General features: G+C 67.1%; 18 protein-coding genes. 2 read left to right on the forward strand and 16 right to left on the reverse strand.

Annotated elements, in window-relative coordinates; translation table 11 throughout:
* Window positions 1-181: 181 nt before the first annotated feature.
* The 8 genes from FO470_RS16355 to FO470_RS16390 form a co-directional block, all read right to left on the reverse strand.
* The gene (locus FO470_RS16355) at window positions 182-934 is read right to left on the reverse strand and encodes a helix-turn-helix transcriptional regulator (RefSeq protein WP_246659618.1); all 753 of its coding nucleotides are present in this window, start codon (window positions 932-934) and stop codon (window positions 182-184) included.
* Window positions 935-997: 63 nt separating this feature from the next.
* On the reverse strand, window positions 998-1,990 hold the full coding sequence (locus FO470_RS16360) for an ABC transporter ATP-binding protein (RefSeq protein ID WP_144344033.1): 993 nt from the start codon (window positions 1,988-1,990) through the stop codon (window positions 998-1,000).
* A 2-nt stretch (window positions 1,991-1,992) separates the two neighbouring features.
* Window positions 1,993-2,991, reverse strand: coding sequence for an ABC transporter ATP-binding protein (locus FO470_RS16365; protein ID WP_144344034.1), 999 nt, complete (start codon window positions 2,989-2,991; stop codon window positions 1,993-1,995).
* A gap of 10 nt (window positions 2,992-3,001) precedes the next feature.
* On the reverse strand, window positions 3,002-3,886 hold the full coding sequence (locus tag FO470_RS16370) for an ABC transporter permease (RefSeq protein WP_144344035.1): 885 nt from the start codon (window positions 3,884-3,886) through the stop codon (window positions 3,002-3,004).
* Entirely contained in the window at window positions 3,886-4,902 is a 1,017-nt protein-coding gene (locus tag FO470_RS16375) for an ABC transporter permease (protein WP_144344036.1), read from the reverse strand. Before FO470_RS16375 ends, FO470_RS16370 begins: the two co-directional genes overlap by 1 nt.
* Before the next feature lie 17 nt (window positions 4,903-4,919).
* Window positions 4,920-6,530: an ABC transporter substrate-binding protein gene (locus tag FO470_RS16380; RefSeq protein ID WP_144344037.1), complete on the reverse strand. Its 1,611-nt coding sequence runs from the start codon at window positions 6,528-6,530 to the stop codon at window positions 4,920-4,922.
* Between the two features lie 41 nt (window positions 6,531-6,571).
* Window positions 6,572-7,804 (reverse strand): aminotransferase class III-fold pyridoxal phosphate-dependent enzyme, encoded by a 1,233-nt coding sequence (locus FO470_RS16385; protein WP_144344038.1) that lies wholly within the window; start codon window positions 7,802-7,804, stop codon window positions 6,572-6,574.
* A 167-nt stretch (window positions 7,805-7,971) separates the two neighbouring features.
* Complete coding sequence (locus FO470_RS16390; protein ID WP_244616507.1) at window positions 7,972-9,033, reverse strand: polysaccharide pyruvyl transferase family protein; 1,062 nt, start codon at window positions 9,031-9,033, stop codon at window positions 7,972-7,974.
* A 285-nt stretch (window positions 9,034-9,318) separates the two neighbouring features.
* Between FO470_RS16390 and FO470_RS16395 the strand changes: the two genes are divergently transcribed.
* Window positions 9,319-10,956, forward strand: a complete 1,638-nt coding sequence (locus FO470_RS16395) for a B12-binding domain-containing radical SAM protein (RefSeq protein WP_144344039.1) — start codon at window positions 9,319-9,321, stop codon at window positions 10,954-10,956.
* Window positions 10,957-10,975: 19 nt separating this feature from the next.
* Here FO470_RS16395 and FO470_RS16400 read toward each other — a convergent pair whose 3' ends face one another.
* From FO470_RS16400 to FO470_RS16430, 7 genes are all read right to left on the reverse strand, one after another.
* Window positions 10,976-12,001 (reverse strand): GGDEF domain-containing protein, encoded by a 1,026-nt coding sequence (locus tag FO470_RS16400; protein ID WP_186291996.1) that lies wholly within the window; start codon window positions 11,999-12,001, stop codon window positions 10,976-10,978.
* A gap of 186 nt (window positions 12,002-12,187) precedes the next feature.
* On the reverse strand, window positions 12,188-13,741 hold the full coding sequence (locus tag FO470_RS16405) for a TerC family protein (RefSeq protein WP_144344041.1): 1,554 nt from the start codon (window positions 13,739-13,741) through the stop codon (window positions 12,188-12,190).
* Window positions 13,742-13,768: 27 nt separating this feature from the next.
* Entirely contained in the window at window positions 13,769-14,434 is a 666-nt protein-coding gene (locus FO470_RS16410) for an exopolysaccharide biosynthesis protein (RefSeq protein ID WP_144344042.1), read from the reverse strand.
* Window positions 14,431-14,829: a DUF2076 domain-containing protein gene (locus FO470_RS16415; protein ID WP_144344043.1), complete on the reverse strand. Its 399-nt coding sequence runs from the start codon at window positions 14,827-14,829 to the stop codon at window positions 14,431-14,433. The genes FO470_RS16410 and FO470_RS16415 overlap by 4 nt, the downstream gene beginning before the upstream one ends.
* Window positions 14,830-14,841: 12 nt before the next feature.
* Entirely contained in the window at window positions 14,842-15,624 is a 783-nt protein-coding gene (locus tag FO470_RS16420; protein ID WP_144344044.1) for an anti-sigma factor family protein, read from the reverse strand.
* A complete protein-coding gene (locus tag FO470_RS16425) occupies window positions 15,614-16,168 on the reverse strand; it encodes a sigma-70 family RNA polymerase sigma factor (RefSeq protein WP_144344045.1) in 555 nt (184 codons plus the stop codon). Before FO470_RS16425 ends, FO470_RS16420 begins: the two co-directional genes overlap by 11 nt.
* The gene (locus tag FO470_RS16430) at window positions 16,165-17,193 is read right to left on the reverse strand and encodes a LysR family transcriptional regulator ArgP (protein ID WP_144344046.1); all 1,029 of its coding nucleotides are present in this window, start codon (window positions 17,191-17,193) and stop codon (window positions 16,165-16,167) included. The genes FO470_RS16425 and FO470_RS16430 overlap by 4 nt, the downstream gene beginning before the upstream one ends.
* Before the next feature lie 95 nt (window positions 17,194-17,288).
* Between FO470_RS16430 and FO470_RS16435 the strand changes: the two genes are divergently transcribed.
* Entirely contained in the window at window positions 17,289-17,897 is a 609-nt protein-coding gene (locus FO470_RS16435) for a LysE/ArgO family amino acid transporter (protein ID WP_144344047.1), read from the forward strand.
* A gap of 16 nt (window positions 17,898-17,913) precedes the next feature.
* On the opposite strand, the gene FO470_RS16440 is transcribed toward FO470_RS16435, so the two are convergent.
* A complete protein-coding gene (locus FO470_RS16440; RefSeq protein ID WP_144344088.1) occupies window positions 17,914-18,795 on the reverse strand; it encodes a response regulator transcription factor in 882 nt (293 codons plus the stop codon).
* Window positions 18,796-19,178 lie beyond the last annotated feature (383 nt).

A 19,178-nucleotide genomic window follows, 5' to 3' on the forward strand; every position in this document is an offset into this window, starting at 1 on the left:
TGGTCAGTGCGAGATTCGGATGGATCGACGCAATAGGATTTGCACGATTCGTAAGAGATAAACGACATGCCGCGTGTTTTGCGGTCTGTCGGCTGCAGGAAATCAATTCCGGCCCAGCGGGAGCCGCCTTTTCCAAATCGTCATCCGCCCGAGCTCCCCGCGGCGCGGTACGTACGCGTATCTACAGCATGCCGTGCCGGACGGTGGAGGCTGTCGCGTCGATATCGATGCCGGCGAGTCGGGCTGACAGCCTGGTGCGGTTGGAAACGTCCATCTTCCGGAAGATCCGCAGCAAGTGAGTTTTCACCGTGCCCAGTCCGATCTCCAGCGCATCGGCGATGTCCTGATTGGTCGAGCCGTTGCCGATCAGTTCGGCGACTTCGATCTCGCGATCGGTCAGCCCGTAGATCAGCCGCATCTGCCGGTGGCGCCGCCAGAGGCGGTGGCGGGGATGGTTGCCGAGATTGAATTCGAGATAGGGCTGGAGAGACGTGGCGATTCTCAGCGTCTCCTCACTGATCGAAGGATCGTCCGGTGACTTGAGGATACCCAGGCCGGCGAAGGGCTCGTCGTCGCACCAGAACACGAAGTCCAGCACATCGGTGACATCGCTGTCCCGCAGATAACCCCGATAATGCTCGAAGTCGCATGCCGGTGCGAGATGCCGGTCCTGGCTGATCGTGGCGATCCGTTTGCCGGAGGCGACAAGCCGTTCGATGTTCAGCGGGTCGAATGGCTTCATGTCGCGGATGTAGCGGTCGATGTAGCGCATGCCCGGGCCGACAACGTCGGCCACCACCATGTGGCGACGGTCGTCGATCCAGTAGACGACCGTCGAGGAGGCCTGGAATGTGCGCATTGCCACGTCGCGGATGCGGGCGATCTGCTCGTCGGTGGCACGCGAGGGAGCGGCTCCCGAGAGTTGGGACATCATCGTCCTCCCAATCAAAGGGGCATTGCCTGCGTCCCAAGCAAGAATGCTGCCATGCGTCCGGGTTTATCCGGGAAAATGGCAGCAGGCCGTGTGGCCGGGCGCGATCTCCCTTGGCTCCGGATCGGTCGTGGAGCAGATCGCCTGCGCCTTCGGGCAGCGGGTGCGGAAGCCGCAGCCGGAGGGCCGCTGCGCGGGGTTGGGCACGTCGCCGGCCAGCACGATGCGCCGGCGCGAGCGCTCGCGCACGGGGTCGGGGATCGGAGCGGCGGAGAGGAGAGCCTGCGTGTAGGGATGGGCGGGGGCACCGTAGAGCCGGTCGCGTCCTGCGGTTTCCACCACCCGGCCGAGATACATGACCGCAATGCGATCGGACATGTGGCGGATGACGGCGAGGTTATGGGCGATGAAGATATAGGCGATGCCGGTGCGCTTCTGGATGTCCTTAAGCAGATTGAGCACTCCGGCCTGCACCGACACGTCGAGAGCGGAGACCGGCTCGTCGAGCAGGATCACGTCCGGCTTCACGGCCAGGGCGCGGGCAATGCCGATGCGCTGGCGCTGGCCGCCCGAGAAGGCGAAGGGATAGCGGTCGGCCTGTTCGGGCAGGAGCTGCACCTGCTCCATGGCCCGCACGACCCTCGCGTGGCGTTCCTGGCTGGTGAGATCCAGCATGCGCAGCGGCTCGGCGATGTTCTCGTAGGCCGTCATGCGCGGATTGAGGCAGGCATAGGGATTCTGGAAGACGAGCTGGATGTCGCGCCGGTACGGCCTCATCTTCGCTGGCGAGAGACCCGAGAGGTCGTTGCCGCGGAAACGGATGTGTCCGGCGCTCGGCCGGACAAGCCCCATGATGGCGCGGGCGAGCGTCGACTTCCCGCAGCCGGACTCGCCGACGATGCTCAGCGTCTCGCCTTGCTCCACATGCAGGGAGACGCCGGCGACGGCGCCGACGGTGCCGACCACGCGGGAAAAGACGAGCCCCCGGTGCACCGGGAATTCCACCCGCAGGTCCTGCACGTCCAGAAGGGGCGGTAGTTCGACAGTCTCGGTACGCATGGTCAGGCTGGCTCCTGCATCAGCGTAGCGAGGGACAGCTCGCCGGCGCGGTGACAGGCGACGACCGAACGGTCGAAACGGAGCAGGTCGGGCTCGCTCATCCGGCACGCAGATACGGCAAAGCCGCAGCGGGGCTCGAAGGGGCAGCCGGGCGGGCGGTCGGCGAGCGAGGGCGGCGTGCCGGGAATGGCGTGCAAACGTTCGCTCACGTCGTCGATGGATGGTACGGCCGCCAGCAGGCTGGCCGTGTATGGGTGGCGTGGCGTCGCGAAAAGCGGCTCCACCGGGCCTCTCTCGGTCACGCGGCCGGCATACAGAACGCTCATGCGATCGGCGAGGCCTGCCACCAGGCCGAGATCGTGGGTGATCAGCACGATCGCCATGCCGCGCTCCTCGCGCAGCCGGGCGAAGATCTCCACGATCTGCGCCTGGATCGTCACGTCGAGCGCCGTGGTCGGCTCGTCGGCGATCAGGAGGTCGGGATCGTTGGCGATGGCGATGGCGATGACCACCCGCTGCCGCATGCCGCCGGAGAATTCGTGCGGATACTGATCGAAACGGCGCTCCGGTGCCGGAATGGCAACGGCTTCCAGCAGGGAGAGGGCCTTAGCGCGAAGCTCGCGCCGCGAAAGCCCCGGATTGTGCAGCCGGACCATCTCGACGATCTGCGTCCCGATGGTCTTCACCGGGTTGAGCGCCGTCATCGGGTCCTGGAAGACCATGGCGATGCGCTTTCCGCGCAGGGCACGCAGTCGCCGCTCGGAGGCACCGCAGATCTCCTCGCCATCGAACCGGATGGAGCCGGATATCCCGAAATGACGGGGTAGAAGTCCCATGACCGCCAGCATCGACAGGCTCTTGCCCGAACCGGATTCGCCGACGAGGCCGACGACTTCCCCGCGCTGGACCGAGAAGTCGACATTGGACACGGCCGTCCGCTCGCCGTCACGGGTGGGAATGGTCACGGCGAGGCCGCGGATGTCGAGGAGAGGAAGGCTCATGTTCTCTTCCTCACTGGCGGCCGCGCGGATCGGAGACGTCGCGCAGCGCGTCGCCCAGGAAGTTCGAGCTCAGCGAAACGAGGAAGATCGCCATGCCCGGCCCGAGCGCAATCCACCAGCAATAGAAATTGGACGCGCCCTCGGCGATCATCTGGCCCCATTCCGGAGTCGGCGGCTGCGCCCCGAGGCCGATGAAGCTGAGGCCGGCGGCGAGCAGGATCACCTGCCCGACATCCATGGTCATGTTGACGAGGATCGGGCTCCAGCACAGCGGCATGATGTGCTTGACCAGAAGCCGGCCGGGCTTGACCCCGCCGACGATCGCCGCGTCGACATGGTCGAGCTTCTTCACGTTCAGCACCTGGGCGCGCATCAGGCGTGCATAGATCGGCCACCAGACGATGATGAGCGCAAGTGCCGTGTTGACGAGGCCCGGACCGAGCGAGGCGGCGATCGCCATGGCGAGGAGCACGGGCGGGAAGGCGAGGGTGATGTCCGCAAGCCGCATCAGCACGTTGTCGACGATGCCGCCGAGGAAGCCGGCCAGCGCCCCGACCGCAACGCCGATGCCCACCGCGACGATCAGGACGGAGACGGCGATGGGGAGCGAGTAGCGCGCGCCATAGAGCGTCCGGACCAGCACGTCGCGGCCAAGGGCGTCGGTGCCGAGCCAGTGGGCGGCGCTTGGCGGCTGGAGGCGCCGCCCGGCGAGGCCGATCGGGTCGTAGGGCGTCCACCAGGGAATGGTGACGGCGATGACGACGAGGCTGACAAGGACAGCCACGGCAAAGATCACCGGGGCCTGCCGCCAGCCAAGGTGGCGGACAAAACGGCCAACGGAGGCCGAGAGGCGCGGACGCGGGCGTTCGAGCGTGCGGGCGGGGCTGAAGAGCATCAGCCGGCCTCCCGCATGCGCGGATCCGCCGCCGCATAGGCGATATCGGTCAGCAGGTTTGCAATGAGGAAGCCGAGCCCGCCGATGATCGTCACGCCGGTGATCGCGGGGTAGTCGAGGCTGCGCGCCGCATCCACCGCGTAGGAACCGATGCCGGGCCAGGAGAAGATGGTCTCCACGAGCACCGAGCCGGTGATGAGATAGGCAAAGGTGAAGCCGAGGATGGTCAGCGCCGGTATCAGCGCATTGGCGAGGGCGTGGTGGATGAGCACCCGCAGCCGCCCGGCGCCCTTTGCCCGCGCCATGGTGATGTAGTCCTGCCCGAGCACGTCGAGCATGGAGGCCCGCACCATCCGCGCGATGATGCCGACGACCGACCAACCGAGTACCAGCGACGGCAGCACGAGGTGGCGCAGCGCGTCGAGAAAAGCCGACCCGTCGCGGGCCAGCAGGGTGTCGATCAGCATGAAGCCGGTCACGGTCGGCGGGGCGACGGCACGGATGTCCAGCCGACCGGGGCCGGGGAGCAGTTTCATCTGCACCGAGAACAGGAACAGCGCGATGAGGCCCAGCCAGAATACCGGCAGGCATGAACCCGTCAGCGCGATCAGTCGCGCGAGGTGGTCGGCAAACGTGTTCCTGAATTCGGCCGAGATGATTGCCAGCACGATGCCGCCGATGGTGCCGACGATCATCGCGCAGATGACGAGCTCGAGCGTTGCCGGCAGGCGCTGGAGCAGATCGGTCAGCACCGGCTGCTTGGTGCGGAACGAGGTGCCAAGGTCGCCGTGGACGAGATTCCAGACGTAGACGGCGTAGCGTTCCGGGACGGAGCCGTCGAGCCCCCAGCGGGCCTTGGCGGCGGCAACGATCTCGGGGTTGTCGAGATTGCGCGCGCCGATGATCGAGACGAGGGGATTACCCTTGGTGAACTGCGCGAGCAGGAAGGTCGCCGTCACGATCCCGAGGAGCAGGAACGGCATCACGAACAATCGCTGTACGACGACCTTCAGCATGGCGCAGTCTCAGGCCCTTACTTCTTCTCGATTTCGCCAAGCGGCAGGTTGCAGCAGGCGCTGTAGCGCACGCCGCTGACGTCGTTGCGGTAGGCGAGGACAAGGTTCGGGCTGACCAGCGGCACGATGATCTTGTCGTCGATCATCCTGAGGGCGAGGTCGTGATAGGCCTTCTCCTGCGCCGCGGCGTCGGTGGCGGCGAGCGCCTTATGGTACATTTCGAGCTGTTCCTTGCCGTCGAGACCCGGCTGGCTTCCGACGCCGGCGCGCTTGGCCCAGGGCATGCCGGGCAGCATGCCGAAATACTGGACGTACTGGGCGCTGCCGAAATAGTCCGGCGCAAAGAAGCCGAGCGCGAAGGGAACTCCGGGATTGTCGATGTCGCTCGCCCATACGGTGAAGGGAACCGGCTTCAGCGAGAGCTTGATGCCGATCTTGCCGAGATCCTGCTGCACCTTCTGTGCCAACAGCGACAGGTCGACCCCGTAGACGTTCATCGCCGGGAACTCCAGTTCCATGGCGAAGCCGTCCGGATGACCGGCCTTGGCGAGCAATTCCTTCGCTTTCTCGATGTTCGAGACGGGCGCGGGCAGGTCCGTCGTGCCGGGGTAGCCGTTCGGTATGGCGGAGGGCTGCTCCTTGCCGTCGCCGCCGACCGTGAAGTCGATGATGCCCTTGTAGTCCAGCGCGAGCGCGATGGCCTCGCGCACCTCCTTGGTCAGCGGAACCGGGGCGCTCTTGGCCGCCGGGCTGATGGCTGCATAGACATAGTTGAAGGATGGAACGGATTTGAAGGTCGCGTCGGGGGCGGAGACGGTCTTCGCCGTATCGGGATCGACCTGCATGGCGATGTCGGCGGCGCCGGACTGGAGCATCTGCGCCTGGGTGACCGCGTCGGCGGTCTGCTTGAGCACGACCCCGGAGATGGCCGGCTTCTTCCCCCAGTATTTGTCATTGCGCGTGAGGCGCAGGGAATCGTCAGCGGTGTATTTCTCCAGCACGAACGGGCCGGCACCGGCCGAATTGGCAAGGAACCAGGTGTCGGAGGTGTCCGAGGTCGCCGCGTCGTCCTTCGCGTTGGCGCCGTTGGCCGAAGCGAGCTTGGAGTTGATGATCCCGGTATAGGGCGCCGCAAGGATGCCGAGGAATTCGGAGTTGGGCGTGGTCGCGGTGATGACCACGGTCTTGTCGTCCTTCGCCTCGACCGACTTCAGGCTGTCCATCAGGTAGGCCGGGCCGCCCTTGATGTTCTTCAGGCGCTCCAGCGTCCATTTCACGTCGGCCGCGGTCACCGGGCTCCCGTCGGAGAAGGTGGCGGCCGGGTCGAGGTGGAAGGTGAAGGTGGTGACGTCCGGGCTCACCTCCCAGCTCTTGGCAAGGCTGGGGATGATGGTCTGGTTGTCCGCCGCCAGCGTGAGCAGCGTCGCATAAACCGACGAGAGATAGATCTGGCAGGTGTCGCAGTAAGCACGCGCCGGATCGAGCGAGTTGATGTCCATGTCGCGGGCCACGACGATCGGCCCGTCGGCGGCTCCTGCCTTCGGCGAACCGAACGGCAGGAGGAAGACGGACGCCAGCAGCGCGGCGGCGAGGCGTGTCGAGAGAGCGGGACGGGAACGTCTGGCCATGGCGGTATCTCCGGACGAATGGGGCGGAAGGGCGGGAACGCTTAGGCGGTGGCCGGCGTGAGCGCGCGCACGCTGCGGAATCCCAGTTCGGCGGCTTCGAGCGCTCGGGCGATGTCCCCGGGCGTGTGCGCCGCGCTGAGGAACATGTTGTGCAGCGGATGGAAGTAGACTCCCGCCTTGATCGCCGCCGAGCAGAAGGCGAAGCCCTTGCGGGCATCCGCATCGTCATCGAACAGCATCAGCGGCATCTGCACGGGGCCGGTCTGGCGGATCGGGATGTCGTAGGTGGCGCTCAGCGAGGCGAGCCCCTCGCGCAGCAGCGTGCCCATGCGCTCCATATGCGCGATGGCGTCGTCGCGGCGCAGGATGCTCAGCGTCGCCACGGCGGCGGCCATCGACATCGCGCCGCACCAGAAGGATCCGGTGGTGAAGATGGACTGCGTCGCGGCGCGGAAGCGGTCATTGCCGGTCACCGCCGCCAGGGGGAAGCCGTTGGCGATGGACTTGGACCATGCGGCGAGGTCGGGCTGTACGCCGACCCGTTCCCAGCTGCCTCCGAGAGACAGGCGAAAGCCCGCGCGCACGTCGTCCACGATCAGCGCGGCGTCGGCATCATCGGCGGCGGCGCGGGCGGCAGTCGCGAACTCCACCGTGGGCAGTTGCTGGTCCTTGCCGTAATCGTGCTTGAAGGCGCTGACGATGATGCCGGCGAGATCGCCATCTGCCTTGGCGACGGCGGCACGCAGGCTCTCGATGTCGTTGTAGTCGTAGGTGAGGATGTGGGCGCGGTCCTCGGCTGTGACGCCGATGAGCGAAGGCGAACACCACGGCACGGCGCCGTGATAGGCGCCGTTGGCGACGAGGATCTTGCGTCTTCCCGTGCCGGCGCGGGCGATGGTCGCCGCCGTCGTCGTCGCGTCCGTGCCGTTCTTCTCGAACTGGGCCCAGTCGGCGTGGGGGATCAACTCCACCATCAGCTCGGCCAGTTCGACCATCGCCTCGGCGGGGCCGTTCATGGCGTCGCCGCGCTGGTACTGGGCAAAGGCGGCGGCGTCGACCTCGGGATGGTGGTGGCCGAGAATGATCGGCCCCCAGCTGCACATGAAGTCGAGATATTCGTTGCCGTCGACATCCCACAGCTTCGTGCCCTCGGCACGAGCAAAATACTGGGGGTAGCCCTCGGGCAGATCCTTGGCGTGCATGTGTCCCCACATGCCGCCCGGAACCACCTTCATTGCCCGTTCACGCAATGCGCGATCAAGCGAATTGCTCATCGTCGCTTCTCACCTGTGCATGCCTAAATTTCAGCCGCAAAGGTGTTCGGGCGAGGCCGGAGCGTCAATCTACCGAAAGTAAGACCCCGCGCATTCGATGGGGGGTTCTCCCGCGAAAGCTACGATTGCCGCTTCGATCCGGCGGCGTTCGCGCGCCCCTCCCTCTCTCACCCAGCCGCCGCGCGGCGCTTTTCGTCGCGGCGGAGCTGTGTCACGTCGTGCTGGAGCGTCAGGCCGCGGATGATCGGGTGATCCCAGATCGTGCCGCCGGCCGGCGCCGCGAGCGGGGAGGGGGTGACGGGCAGAGCCTCGACCAGCGCGTCGGCGTCCGGCAGGTCGACCGGGGTCCAGTTGGCGTCGATCGCGGCCATCAGCGCCGCCCAGTCCGTCGGCGCTCCGCGCGGCTGGAGATAGGCGCGCAGCCGCTCGCGTCCCAGCCCCCGATAGAGATCGATGATCCGCAGGTCGACGGTGGAATCCGCGCCCAGATCGAGGTCGCCGGCTCCTGTGCCCGCCGTCGCCGGCGAGAAGTAGAGGCACGGAATGCCGTAGCTCTCGGCGATCACCATGCCGTGCAGGCTGGTGGAGACGATGCGCTCGCAGGCGCGGATCTCGTCGATCTTGTCGCGCAACCCGTCGATCGAGATCGGCGTCACCGTGGTGATCAGGTGCACGTCGTCGCGGAATTCGGCCGGGATCCGGTAGCGCAGCAGTTCCTCGCGCGGATGGGCTTCCAGCTCGCGGTCCGCCAGTTCCGAGAGGTGCAGGATGCAGCCGAGCTTCCACTTCTTTGCCACCGGCGGCGCGTGGAAGCGCGGCAGCAGCCAGACGGGATCGCCATAGACGCCGGAGCCGCGCCCGCCGCCGTTCAGCAGCGCTTCCGAGACCGGGCCGCGCGTGGCGTTGACGTGGAAGCGCGATCCCGGCGGCGGCACGAAGGCCTCGCGTTCCGGCTCGGGGCGGGAGGGGTTGCGCCAGTTCGAGCAGCCGGTGCCCCAGAACCAGACGTCACCGCCGGAAAAACCATGCCCGATCGTGCCGACCGCCGCCATGCGCGGCGCGTTCGACTGGGTCGGCAGCCGGTGCACCGGCTTGCCGCTGACCAGCGCCACCATGACCGGGCTCAAAGCATCTCCAAAATTGAGATAATTCATTTGTAAAGTCGAACCGGCCCAGCCGAGCGGTATGCTGCCGGTCCGTTCCACGAGTTCGTCGAGTATTGCGGCCATGAGAACTCCCGACACTTGATCAGAAAACATCGCCTATCCGGCACATATAGTCGTCGGTCTCGATCTGCCGCGCAATGACGCGGCGTTATGATTTATCTCCGGAAAATCTCATCAATCCGCCCCGATCGCGCCTCGTTATGCTGCGGTGCCGTTCCGCTCTGATTGCAGTGCGGTGTGGACACAACCCTTTGGGCGTGTCTCCCGGCGGCTTTACCTGCATAAGATCGTATTCGTCATGCTTCTTTGAGGTGTCATGGTATTCGACGGATCGAAAGAGGTATAAAAATGCCGGAGAACACCAGAATATTACTCGTATATCCGAGATTTTCTGGTCCTTCTTTCTGGAATTTCAGGGAGACGTGCACGCTGGCGGGAGCCCGCTACCCGTCGCCCCCGCTCGGCCTGATCACCGTGGCGGCGATGCTGCCGGTGAGCTGGGAAGTGCGGCTCGTCGATCGCAATGTGGAGGATCTGGGCGAGCAGGACATCGCCTGGGCCGACCTCGTGCTCACCGGCGGCATGCTGCCCCAGCAGAGCGACACGCTGCACATCGTCGAGATGGCCCATGCCGCGGGCAAGCCGGTCGCCATCGGCGGGCCGGACGCGACCTCCAGCCCCGAGCTCTATGCCTCCGCCGATTTCCGCGTGCTGGGCGAGGCCGAGGGCGTCATCGACGCCTTCATCGCCGCCTGGAACGCCGGCGAGACCTCGGGCGACTTCATCGCCCCCAAGTTCCAGGCGGATGTCACCCGCACCCCGGTGCCCCGCTTCGATCTGCTCGATTTCCGCAACTACCTCTTCATCGGCGTGCAGTTCTCGCGCGGCTGCCCGTTCACCTGCGAGTTCTGCGACATCATCGAGCTCTATGGCCGCGTGCCGCGCACCAAGACCACCGGCCAGCTGCTTGCCGAGCTCGACGCGCTCTACGCCCTCGGCTATCGCGGCCATGTCGATTTCGTCGACGACAACCTCATCGGCAACAAGAAGGCGGTGAAGGCGTTCCTGCCCTCGCTGATCGCGTGGCAGAAGGCGCGCCGTTATCCGTTCGAGTTCTCGACGGAAGCCTCCATCAACCTCGCCGACGACGCGGCGCTGCTCGATCTTCTGGCCGAGGCCGGCTTCTTCACCGTCTTCGTCGGCATCGAGAGCCCGGACGAGGACGTGCTGCGGACGGCGCTGAAGAAGCAGAACACGCGGCGCGACATCGTCGCCAGCATCGAGAAGATCTATGCGGCCGGCATCGTGGTCATCGCCGGCTTCATCCTCGGCTTCGACGACGAGAAGCCGGGGGCCGGGGAGCGTATGACGGCGCTGATCGAGGACGCGCCGATCCCCATCAGCATGGTTGGGCTGCTCTACGCCCTGCCCAACACGCAGCTCACCACCCGGCTGACCCGCGAGGGACGGCTGTTCGCCGGCCACGGCGTGGACATTGACGACGGGCTGGGGTCCGACCAGTGCGTGGCCGGGCTCAATTTCGTCACGCGCCGCCGGCGGGAGGAGATCCTGCGCGATTTCCACGGAGTCATATCGAGGATCTACGCGCCCGACGTGTTCTTCGAGCGCGTGGCGCGGGCCGGGGGCAAGCTGCGCGTGCGCTCGATCAAGGGGGGCTTCAACCTCGGCCGCGCGATGGCGGACGCCAAGCACCTGATCCGCTTCATGGCCACCGCCACGGTCAAGCATCCGCGGCTGGCGGGCCGCATCGCCTGGCTCATCGCCCGGGGGCTGTTCACCCACCCGACATCGCTGCCGCCGATGGTGAAGATGGCGATGCTCTACGCCCATCTCGGCCCCTTCAGCGGCTTTATCTGCGACGAGATCTCCTCGCAGATCGGCGCCATAGAGGAGGGCTCATGGTCGATGCCGGAGCGGGTGCCGGTACCGGAGCCGGAGTTGATGCCGGCCCTCGCGCAGGGATAGCGGCCGCCGCTTCGCGGCTTCAGCCGGCCAGCTCGCCGTCGATGCGGGTCGCCGCCCGCCGCCATGTGCGCCGGCCCGCCCGCTTGGCATCGTACATGGCGGCGTCGGCCACCCGGATGAGGCTTCTCACCGTGTCGCCGGCCTGCGGATAAAGCGCCAGCCCGGCGCTGGCGCCGATATCGAGCCTGGTCCCGTCCTCATAGGCATAGGGCTCGCCGACCCGGGCGATGATGGCTTCCATCACCGCCTCGGCCCGCTTCGGATCGCCGATGATCAGCGCGAACTCGTCGCCGCCGACGCGCGCCAGCGTGTCCTCCGGCTCCAGGCAGGTCTTCAGCCGCTCCACCACGGCCGCGATCAGCCAGTCGCCCACCTCGTGGCCGTGGGTGTCGTTCACGGACTTGAAGTCGTCGAGGTCGAGATAGGCGATGGCGAAGCTCGCCGCGCCGGCCAGCGCGTCGGTCAGGCGCTCGCCGAACAGCCGGCGGTTGGGCAGGCCGGTCAAGGCATCGTGCCGGGCGAGGTGGGAAAGCTGCTTCTGCTCCTCGGCCTGCATGGCCAGCCGTTCATGGAGCTGGTGATTGGCGTCCGCCAGTTCCTGCGTGCGCTGGCGCACGCGCTCCTCGAGGTCCTGGTTGTTCCGGCGCAGTTCCTGCTCGGCATGCTTGTGCTGCGTGATGTCGACGAACAGCGCCACGAGCCCGATCTTCCGTGCCGCTTCGCCCGCGGCCGGCGACGCCCAGAGGAAGGAGGTGATGACGTTGAGCCAGATCAGTCCATCCTCGCGGTAGAAGGCGAGGTCGCGTGCGTGCTGGAGCGCGGGATCGTAGATCGCGTCCAGCACGGCCTGCGAGAAGTCGTCGTTCGCCGCGTGGTCGAAGAACAGCGAGGCGAAGGGCTGCCCGATGGCATGCCCGCTGTCGACGCCGAGCAGATGCGCGGCGGCGGGGTTGAAGACCCGGACATAGCCCTGAAGGTCGAGCACCACCACGCCGCCTTGCATGTACTGCAAGATGCCATCGTACATGGCGCCGGAGATGACCATGGGCCCACTCGTCTCGAGGATATGTAGGCTGGCGTCGCAGCGGCCGCGCCCGAGCGCCCACATCGCGCATGGGGGACGGCATATGGTTAGATATTAGATCGAATATCACATTATGTGTGCCGGCGGCAGCGGCTTCCTGACAAACCGGCCCGGCCGGAGTCGCAGGTTCGTCAGGTCGCAGCTTCGTCAGGTCGCCGGGGCGGCAAGCACCTTGTCGATGCGGTGGCCGTCGAGGTCGAGCACCTCGAAGCGCCAGCCACCCCATTCAAGCGCCTCGCCGACGGTGGGCAGGCGCCCGAGCCGGGCCAGCACGAAGCCGGCCAGCGTCTCGAAGTCGTCACCGCCGCGCATGTCCTCCAGCGCCAGCGTCCGCTCGACCTCGTCGACCGGCATGCGTGCATCGAGCAGCCACGAGCCGTCCTCGCGCGGCACCGCGTAGGGCGCTTCCTCGCCGGCAAGTTCCGGCAGGTCGCCGGCGATGGCGGTGAGGATGTCGGTCGGCGTCACGATGCCCTCGAAGGCGCCGTGCTCGTCGACCACGATGGCCATGTGGACGGGTGAGCCCCGGAACTGGTCGAGCAGCTTCAGGATCGGCAGCGTCTCGCTGACATAGAGCGGCTGGCGCAGCGCCTTGCCGATGTCCAGCGTGCCGTCCGTGCGGTGCTGGGCGAGCAGGTCCTTGGCATGGACGACGCCCAGCACCTCGTCGACCTCGCTGCGGCAGACCGGGAAGCGCGAGCGGCCGCTGCGGCGGATTTCGTCCATGATGGCATCGGGATGATCCTCGATGTCCAGCCAGACCGTGTCGACGCGCGGCACCATGATCGAGCGGACGTGGCGCTCCGCCAGCGTCAGCACACGCTCGATCATGGTGCTTTCCTCGGCGCTGAAGGCGGGCACCCCGCCGGCCGTCGAGGCGATGACGGCCAGTTCCTCCGAGGCCTCGGGCGCGCTCCCGCCGCCGCGCAGCAGGCGCAGCACCGCGCGCGAGGTTCGGTCGCGCAGGTCCATCGTGGTCACGCGCTTGCGCACGTTGCGCCGGCCGGCCTGGTTGGCGGCCTCGATCAGGATCGAGAAGCCGATCGCCGCATAGAGGTAGCCCTTGGGAATGTGGAAACCGAGGCCCTCGACGATGAGGCTGAAGCCGATCATCAGCAGGAAGCCGAGGCACAGGATGACCACGGTCGGGTGGCGGCTGACGAAGGCCATCAGCGGGCGGCTCGCCAGCATCATGACGAGGATGGCGACGATGACCGCGATCATCATGATCGACAGCTCGCGCACCATGCCGACGGCGGTGATGACGCTGTCGAGCGAGAACACCGCGTCCAGCACGACGATCTGGGCGATCACCTGCCAGAACACCGCATAGGCGGCGTTCGACGCCTTGGCCTCGTGCGCGCCTTCGAGGCGCTCGTGCAGTTCCATCGTGCCCTTGAAGAGCAGGAACAGGCCGCCGAGGATCAGAATGACGTCGCGCCAGGAAATCTCGCTGCCCAGCACCGTAAAGAGCGGGTAGGTGAGGGTGACGATCCACGAGACCGAGGCAAGCAGGACGAGGCGCATGATCAGCGCTAGCGACAGCCCCAGTATGCGGGCCTTGTCGCGCTGATGCGGCGGAAGCTTGTCCGCGAGGATGGCGATGAAGACGAGATTGTCGATGCCGAGGACGATCTCGAGGATGACCAGCGTCGCAAGGCCGGCCCAGGCAGCGGGATCGGCCATCCATTCGAAGAGCATCGGTTCAGTTCCGGGATATGAAGGACATCAGAAGATCTGGGCGATGAGGAAGAGCGCGGTTTTCACCAGCGCATAGACGACGCCCCACACGAGGCCGGCGGACAGCACCGAGAAGAGCAGGCCGGCCGCGATCCACAGCCCGTCCCTTTCGAGGACGCCGAGCGCCATCACGCAGATGGCGAAGGCCGGCAGCATGTTGCCGAGCGGGATGGGCAGGAAGAGGACGACCGCGAGGAGGAAGCAGACGATGCCGGCCAGCCGCTCCATCGGCATGGTGCTCATCCAGCCGAGGCGGGGTGCCAGCAGGGCCTCGCCGCGCGCCAGCCATGGCCGCGCGCGCATCACCACCGCCTCGAAATCGGCGCGTGCCATCGAGCGGTTGGCGATCATGCCGGGCAGCCAGGGCCGCATCCCGAGGGCGAGTTGGGCGGCGAGGAAGATCAGCGGCGCACCGAGGACCGCCGACAGGCCGGGCGGCGCCGGCAGCGCGTTGGGGAAGGCGAAGATGAACAGCAGCGCCGCCAGCGCCCGGTCTTCCAGCGCGGTGAGCAGGTCGCGTATGGCGATACGCTCGCGGCGCTTGTCGGCGGCCAGCGCTGCCAGCAGGTCGGAGAGACGACTCTCGCCGTCTATGTCCTCGCCGTCGGTGGCGGCGGATGGCCGGGCGCCCGATCCGAGGTCGTCGACGCTCATGATCGGCCGGTCTCCACGACGATCGCTCCACCCACAGCAAGGGCCACGCTGGCCGCGGACTCGAGGAAGCCATCGGAGGCGCCGGGCGCTTCCGGCGCCGGTGCGGCGGCTGGGCGAGGGATGAAAGTCGGTCCGCTCGGCCCCTTCGTGGTGCCGTTCGCACGTCGTGGGCGAGCCTGCCCGGCATGGGCGGCGTCGAGGCTGTCCTGGGCCTCACCGAGCGCCCGCGCCTGAACGAGTATGGTCTGCGCCATCAGATAAGGCGCATCGGGCTGCCGGGCGACGAGCTCGGCGATGAGCCGTTCCGCCGCCGCATCCCAGCGGAGCGGCAGCCGGCGCGCCTCCGCCAGACGCGCGAAGAGTTGCTCGATGGCCTGCTTCTCATGTGGCTTCATGGCCGTGGAACCTCAATGCGCGTCGGATGTGGCGGGACGGTCGGCGAGGGTGCCGATCGCTCCTTCGAGCAGCGGCGTGTCGACTTTGGCGACGAACGCGTAGTTGATGTGGCCGGCCTGCCAGTGGGCGGTGGTGAAGCCGTCGCGGCGCAGCAGCGTCGGGGCGGCGATCGAGGCGGTGTCGGAGCGCACAGCGAACAGCGTGACCAGGCCGAAGGCGCCGGTCTGGATGGCGATCTGCAGGCTCGGCCCCTGCGTCGAGGGGAAGACCTGCACGTCCTCGATCTCCCAGCTCGGCGGCAGGTCGGGGACGATGATCTCGGTGGCGGCGCGGATCTCGCTGGCGTCGAGGGCCCGCGTCTCGATCTGCGAGGCCATGGAGAGGCGCAGTTCGGTGGCATGATAGGCGCGCACCGCGTCCTCCACATAGGCGGGCGGAAGATCGCGCGCGGCAACCCGGCTCACCACCCAGGGCCCGAGATAGGCATGCGCCAGCCAGCCGCTGCCGATCAGCGCCATCACCGCCGCACCCTTGCGCAGGCGCCGCATCCACAGCTGGCGGGTGAGGCCGCGCTCCAGCCGCCGCGCCGCCGCGACGTTCCCGATGACGGGAGCATCGCCGGCGCCGCCATAAGCGAGGCGGACCTCATTCCAGCTGCGCATGTCCGCCATCATGGCGACGGCGGCATCGGCATTGCCGGACAGGTGCGCCTCGATCTCGATCATCCGCGCGCGCGGCAGTTCGCCGTCGAGATAGGCCTGAAGGTCGTGTTCGGGGATCGGGTCAGATGTCATCGGCACCCCTCACCAGCTTCAGCCGCCTTTGAGCACGCCCCGTCTCCGCTCCGGCGCTCTCGCCCGCCTCGCCCATGATGCGAAGCGCCATGCGGGCGCGGGCGAGGCGCGACATCAGCGTGCCGGCGGGGACGCCCAGCACCTCGGCCGCCTGCGTGTAGCTCATGCCCTCGACCGCGACGAGATGGAGCGCGGCGCGCTGGTCTTCCGGCAGATCCTCGACGGCGCGGCGCACCTGGCCGAGCCATACGCCCTGCTCCTGAACCGGCTCGACGACATCCTCCCGCGTCTGCGCCTCGCGCGTCGCATGGGCCGCGCGCACGGAGTGGGCGCGGGCGTCGTCGATGAAACGGTTGTGGAGGATGGCGAACAGCCAGAGCCGCAGGTTGCTCTCTGGCCGGAACGAAGCTCGCCGTTCATAGGCCAGCACGAGCACGTCATGGACGAGGTCGTCCGCATCGGCACGGTGTCGCGTCAGGGCGAGCGCGTAGCGGTGCAGGGCCGGCAGGTGGCCGACGACGTCGAAGCGGGCGGATTTGCTCATCGCCCATTAACGGACGAGGCGGGCATTTTATTCCCTCGCCGCGGGGGTTTTTTGACCAGTGCTGTCCCGGAGGCCGGTGGAGAGGACCCGCCGGGCTGGTCCATCCGGGCGTCGGTGGCCGCAGCGCCTGCCAGCAGGTGCCGTTTCGCGGTCTCCACCACCTCCCGCGTGAGCTCCGCCAGCCGGTCGGCGGCAAGGCGGTTCACCTGCCAGTACAGGGGCACATCGAGCGGCGTGCCGGGCACCAGTTCGACGAGCCGGCCGGATTGCAGATGCGCGTGCACGAGCTGGGCCGGGTTCATCCCCCATCCCATGCCGGACAGGCTGGCGTCGACGAAGCTCTGCGTCGAGGGCAGCCAGTGGGTGGGAAAGGCGAGGTCGGCGCCGAGCATTTGGCGTATCCAGCGGCCCTGCAGCCGGTCCTTCTGGTTGAAGGTCAGGGCCGGGGCGTTGGCCATCGCCGCCGCGGTGACACCTCCGGCGAAGTACCGGGCCATGAAGTCCGGGCTCGCCGTCGCATGGTAGCGCAACGCGCCGAGCGAGAGGCGCCGGCAGCCCTGTATCGGCTTTTCCACGCTGGTGACGGCCGCGATCACCCGCCCACGCTGCAGCCATTCGGCGGTATGCTCCTCGTCGTCGGTGGTGACGTGCACGAGATAGGACGAGCGCTTGGCGAAGTTCGCCAGCGCCGACAGGAACCACGTTCCAAGGCTGTCCGCGCTGGTCGCGATGTGCAGCGTCACCCGCTGCGGCGGCTCGCCGGGGTCGGCGAGGGCCGGCAGCTGCTCCAGCAGCTCGCCTTCCAGCATGCCGACATTCTCCATATGACGGCAGAGCCATTCCCCTTTCTCGGTCGCCGTGCAGGGCGTGCCGCGCGCGATCAGTACGACGCCGAGGCGTTCCTCCAGCTGCTTCACCCGCTGCGAGATGGCCGAGGGGGTGACGTTGAGGCTCCGCGCGGCCTTCTCGAAGCTGCCGGTCTGGACGACCGCCGCGACGGCCCGGAGGGCGGAATAATCGAGCATGGATTAGTATAGCTTAATCAGGATTAGAAGCATTAACTATCCTGAATGGCGTCGTCGCGCTACCGGAACGACCACTCGCTTGGAACTGTGTGGTCATGAATTTTCCGGTTTATGTGACGGGCCTTCTGATGGGCCTGAGCCTCATCGTGGCGATCGGCGCCCAGAACGCCTTCGTGTTGCGTCAGGGGCTGCGCAACGAGCATGTGTTCGCCGTCTGCCTCACCTGCGCGCTGTCCGATGCGTTGCTTATCGTGCTGGGCGTGACCAACTTCCGGCAGATCGCCGCGCTGCTGCCATGGTTCGATCCGGCGATGCGCTATGCGGGGGCGGCGTTTCTCATCTGGTATGGCGCCCGCAGCCTTTATTCCGCGCTGTTCTCCTCGGGAACGCTGGCGGCGGGGGAGGCGGGCGCGTCGAGCTTCCGCCGCACCCTGATGATGTGCCTCGCCCTCACATGGCTCAATCCGCACGTCTATCTCGACACGGTGGTGCTGCTCGGCACCATCTCCACCCGCTTCCCCGGAGACGAGGCTTCCTTCGCGGCGGGCGCGATGACGGGCTCCTTCCTGTTCTTCTTCTCGCTCGGCTACGGCGCCATCCGCCTGCAGCCGGTCTTCGCGACCCCGGCGGCGTGGCGCTGCCTGGAAGGGCTCATCGCGCTGACCATGTGGGTCATCGCCTTCAAGCTTCTGACAGGTGTGTGAGCCCGGCCGCCGATCCTCAGGATATCCGCGGTTGCCGGCTGCGCTCGCGCCGCGCCGCGCCGGCCCAGACGTCCTCGCCGATGCGCCACAGCGGCGGCATCCGGGTGAAGGGCGGGATCGTGTGGGCGATGACCGCGATGGCGAGGCGCCCGTCGGCGCCGAGCTTGGCGTGGATCGCCTTGACGTGCGCCTTCACCGTGTCGACGCCGACGTCGAGGATCGTCGCGATATCCTCGTTCGACTTGCCGCGGGCGATCCACGAGCCGACTTCCAGCTGGCGCGGCGTCAGCTCGGGGAAGGCGATGCGCAGCCGGTCGGCGGGTGTCAGGGTGGCGAGGGTGCGCTGGAAGGCCTGCCGATAGCTGCGCACGATATGTGGGCGGAAGGCCTCCAGCCGGTCGCGCTCGGCGTCGCCGAAAGCCGAGCGCCCGATCACCCGGTATCCGTTGATCGTCAGCACATAATCCTCGTGTTGCATCACGATCGACATGATGTGCCGGGCGTTGGAGGGCAGGAATACCTCCTGCGCGATCGGCAGGGCGAGGAACTCCTCGTCACTGAAGAAGTCGGATTCGCGCAGCGCGCGCTCGCCGAAGAAGGCGGGATCGTAGCCCCAGAAGGCGTGGCTGTGCATGTGGCGCGCGAAGGCCGCGATCCCCTGGGCCCGCCGGGCCGGGTCGTCTTCGATCGACAGCATCGAGCGGAATTCGCCGCTCGTGTGATGGAATTCGGAATAGGTCACGACATCGGCGTCGATCAGCCGGCCGACACCGGCGAACAGCGCGCCCGGCAGGCTCAGCAGGTCGGGCTCGGCCTCGTAGAGGACGATGATTTCCTGCGCGAGCCCCGCATCATGCGGTCTACTCTTTGGGGTAATGGCACGTTCCGCCGCCTGCATTGCATCATTACCCGTCGCGCGATGTGTAGCCACGCCCCTTCACCATGCTAGCGCACGGTCGGGGGGCGCGCGACGGCTTTTGCGCTTGTGCTGGGCACGCATCCCAATTTTTTAAGGCGTTCTGGAATACGAATGATTTGTATCAATTTTCGTATAGTCCCCATGGCGCCCCTTCTTTCCTTGGGTCGGAAAAGTAGCTTCCCTTGTTTCTGAAGCGCTATGCTCACCGTGGCGGGTGCCAATAGTTGTCCGTCGACAGCATTTTCCGGGCTTCACCCTTACGGGTAATGGCAGCGCGCATGCCGCTCATCTTAGATCGCGCCGCCAGCGGGCAGGGGAGCCTCCTCGAACGCGCGGACCGGCCCTCGTCCGTCCGCGCGCAC

This window comes from Ancylobacter moscoviensis, assembly GCF_007559435.1.
Taxonomy (GTDB): Bacteria; Pseudomonadota; Alphaproteobacteria; order Rhizobiales; family Xanthobacteraceae; genus Ancylobacter; species Ancylobacter moscoviensis.

Excerpts from the sequence above, each read along its gene's own strand:
- FO470_RS16405 (WP_144344041.1), bottom strand. The coding sequence starts at position 13,741 with ATGCTCTTCGAATGGATGGCCGATCCCGCTGCCTGGGCCGGCCTTGCG.
- FO470_RS16385 (WP_144344038.1), bottom strand. The coding sequence starts at position 7,804 with ATGAGCAATTCGCTTGATCGCGCATTGCGTGAACGGGCAATGAAGGTG.
- FO470_RS16410 (WP_144344042.1), bottom strand. The coding sequence starts at position 14,434 with ATGAGCGTCGACGACCTCGGATCGGGCGCCCGGCCATCCGCCGCCACC.
- FO470_RS16360 (WP_144344033.1), bottom strand. The coding sequence starts at position 1,990 with ATGCGTACCGAGACTGTCGAACTACCGCCCCTTCTGGACGTGCAGGAC.
- FO470_RS16380 (WP_144344037.1), bottom strand. The coding sequence starts at position 6,530 with ATGGCCAGACGTTCCCGTCCCGCTCTCTCGACACGCCTCGCCGCCGCG.
- FO470_RS16440 (WP_144344088.1), bottom strand. The coding sequence starts at position 18,795 with ATGCAGGCGGCGGAACGTGCCATTACCCCAAAGAGTAGACCGCATGAT.
- FO470_RS16355 (WP_246659618.1), bottom strand. The coding sequence starts at position 934 with ATGATGTCCCAACTCTCGGGAGCCGCTCCCTCGCGTGCCACCGACGAG.
- FO470_RS16395 (WP_144344039.1), top strand. The coding sequence starts at position 9,319 with ATGCCGGAGAACACCAGAATATTACTCGTATATCCGAGATTTTCTGGT.
- FO470_RS16415 (WP_144344043.1), bottom strand. The coding sequence starts at position 14,829 with ATGAAGCCACATGAGAAGCAGGCCATCGAGCAACTCTTCGCGCGTCTG.
- FO470_RS16430 (WP_144344046.1), bottom strand. The coding sequence starts at position 17,193 with ATGCTCGATTATTCCGCCCTCCGGGCCGTCGCGGCGGTCGTCCAGACC.
- FO470_RS16390 (WP_244616507.1), bottom strand. The coding sequence starts at position 9,033 with ATGGCCGCAATACTCGACGAACTCGTGGAACGGACCGGCAGCATACCG.
- FO470_RS16375 (WP_144344036.1), bottom strand. The coding sequence starts at position 4,902 with ATGCTGAAGGTCGTCGTACAGCGATTGTTCGTGATGCCGTTCCTGCTC.
- FO470_RS16365 (WP_144344034.1), bottom strand. The coding sequence starts at position 2,991 with ATGAGCCTTCCTCTCCTCGACATCCGCGGCCTCGCCGTGACCATTCCC.
- FO470_RS16370 (WP_144344035.1), bottom strand. The coding sequence starts at position 3,886 with ATGCTCTTCAGCCCCGCCCGCACGCTCGAACGCCCGCGTCCGCGCCTC.
- FO470_RS16420 (WP_144344044.1), bottom strand. The coding sequence starts at position 15,624 with ATGACATCTGACCCGATCCCCGAACACGACCTTCAGGCCTATCTCGAC.
- FO470_RS16400 (WP_186291996.1), bottom strand. The coding sequence starts at position 12,001 with ATGGTCATCTCCGGCGCCATGTACGATGGCATCTTGCAGTACATGCAA.
- FO470_RS16435 (WP_144344047.1), top strand. The coding sequence starts at position 17,289 with ATGAATTTTCCGGTTTATGTGACGGGCCTTCTGATGGGCCTGAGCCTC.
- FO470_RS16425 (WP_144344045.1), bottom strand. The coding sequence starts at position 16,168 with ATGAGCAAATCCGCCCGCTTCGACGTCGTCGGCCACCTGCCGGCCCTG.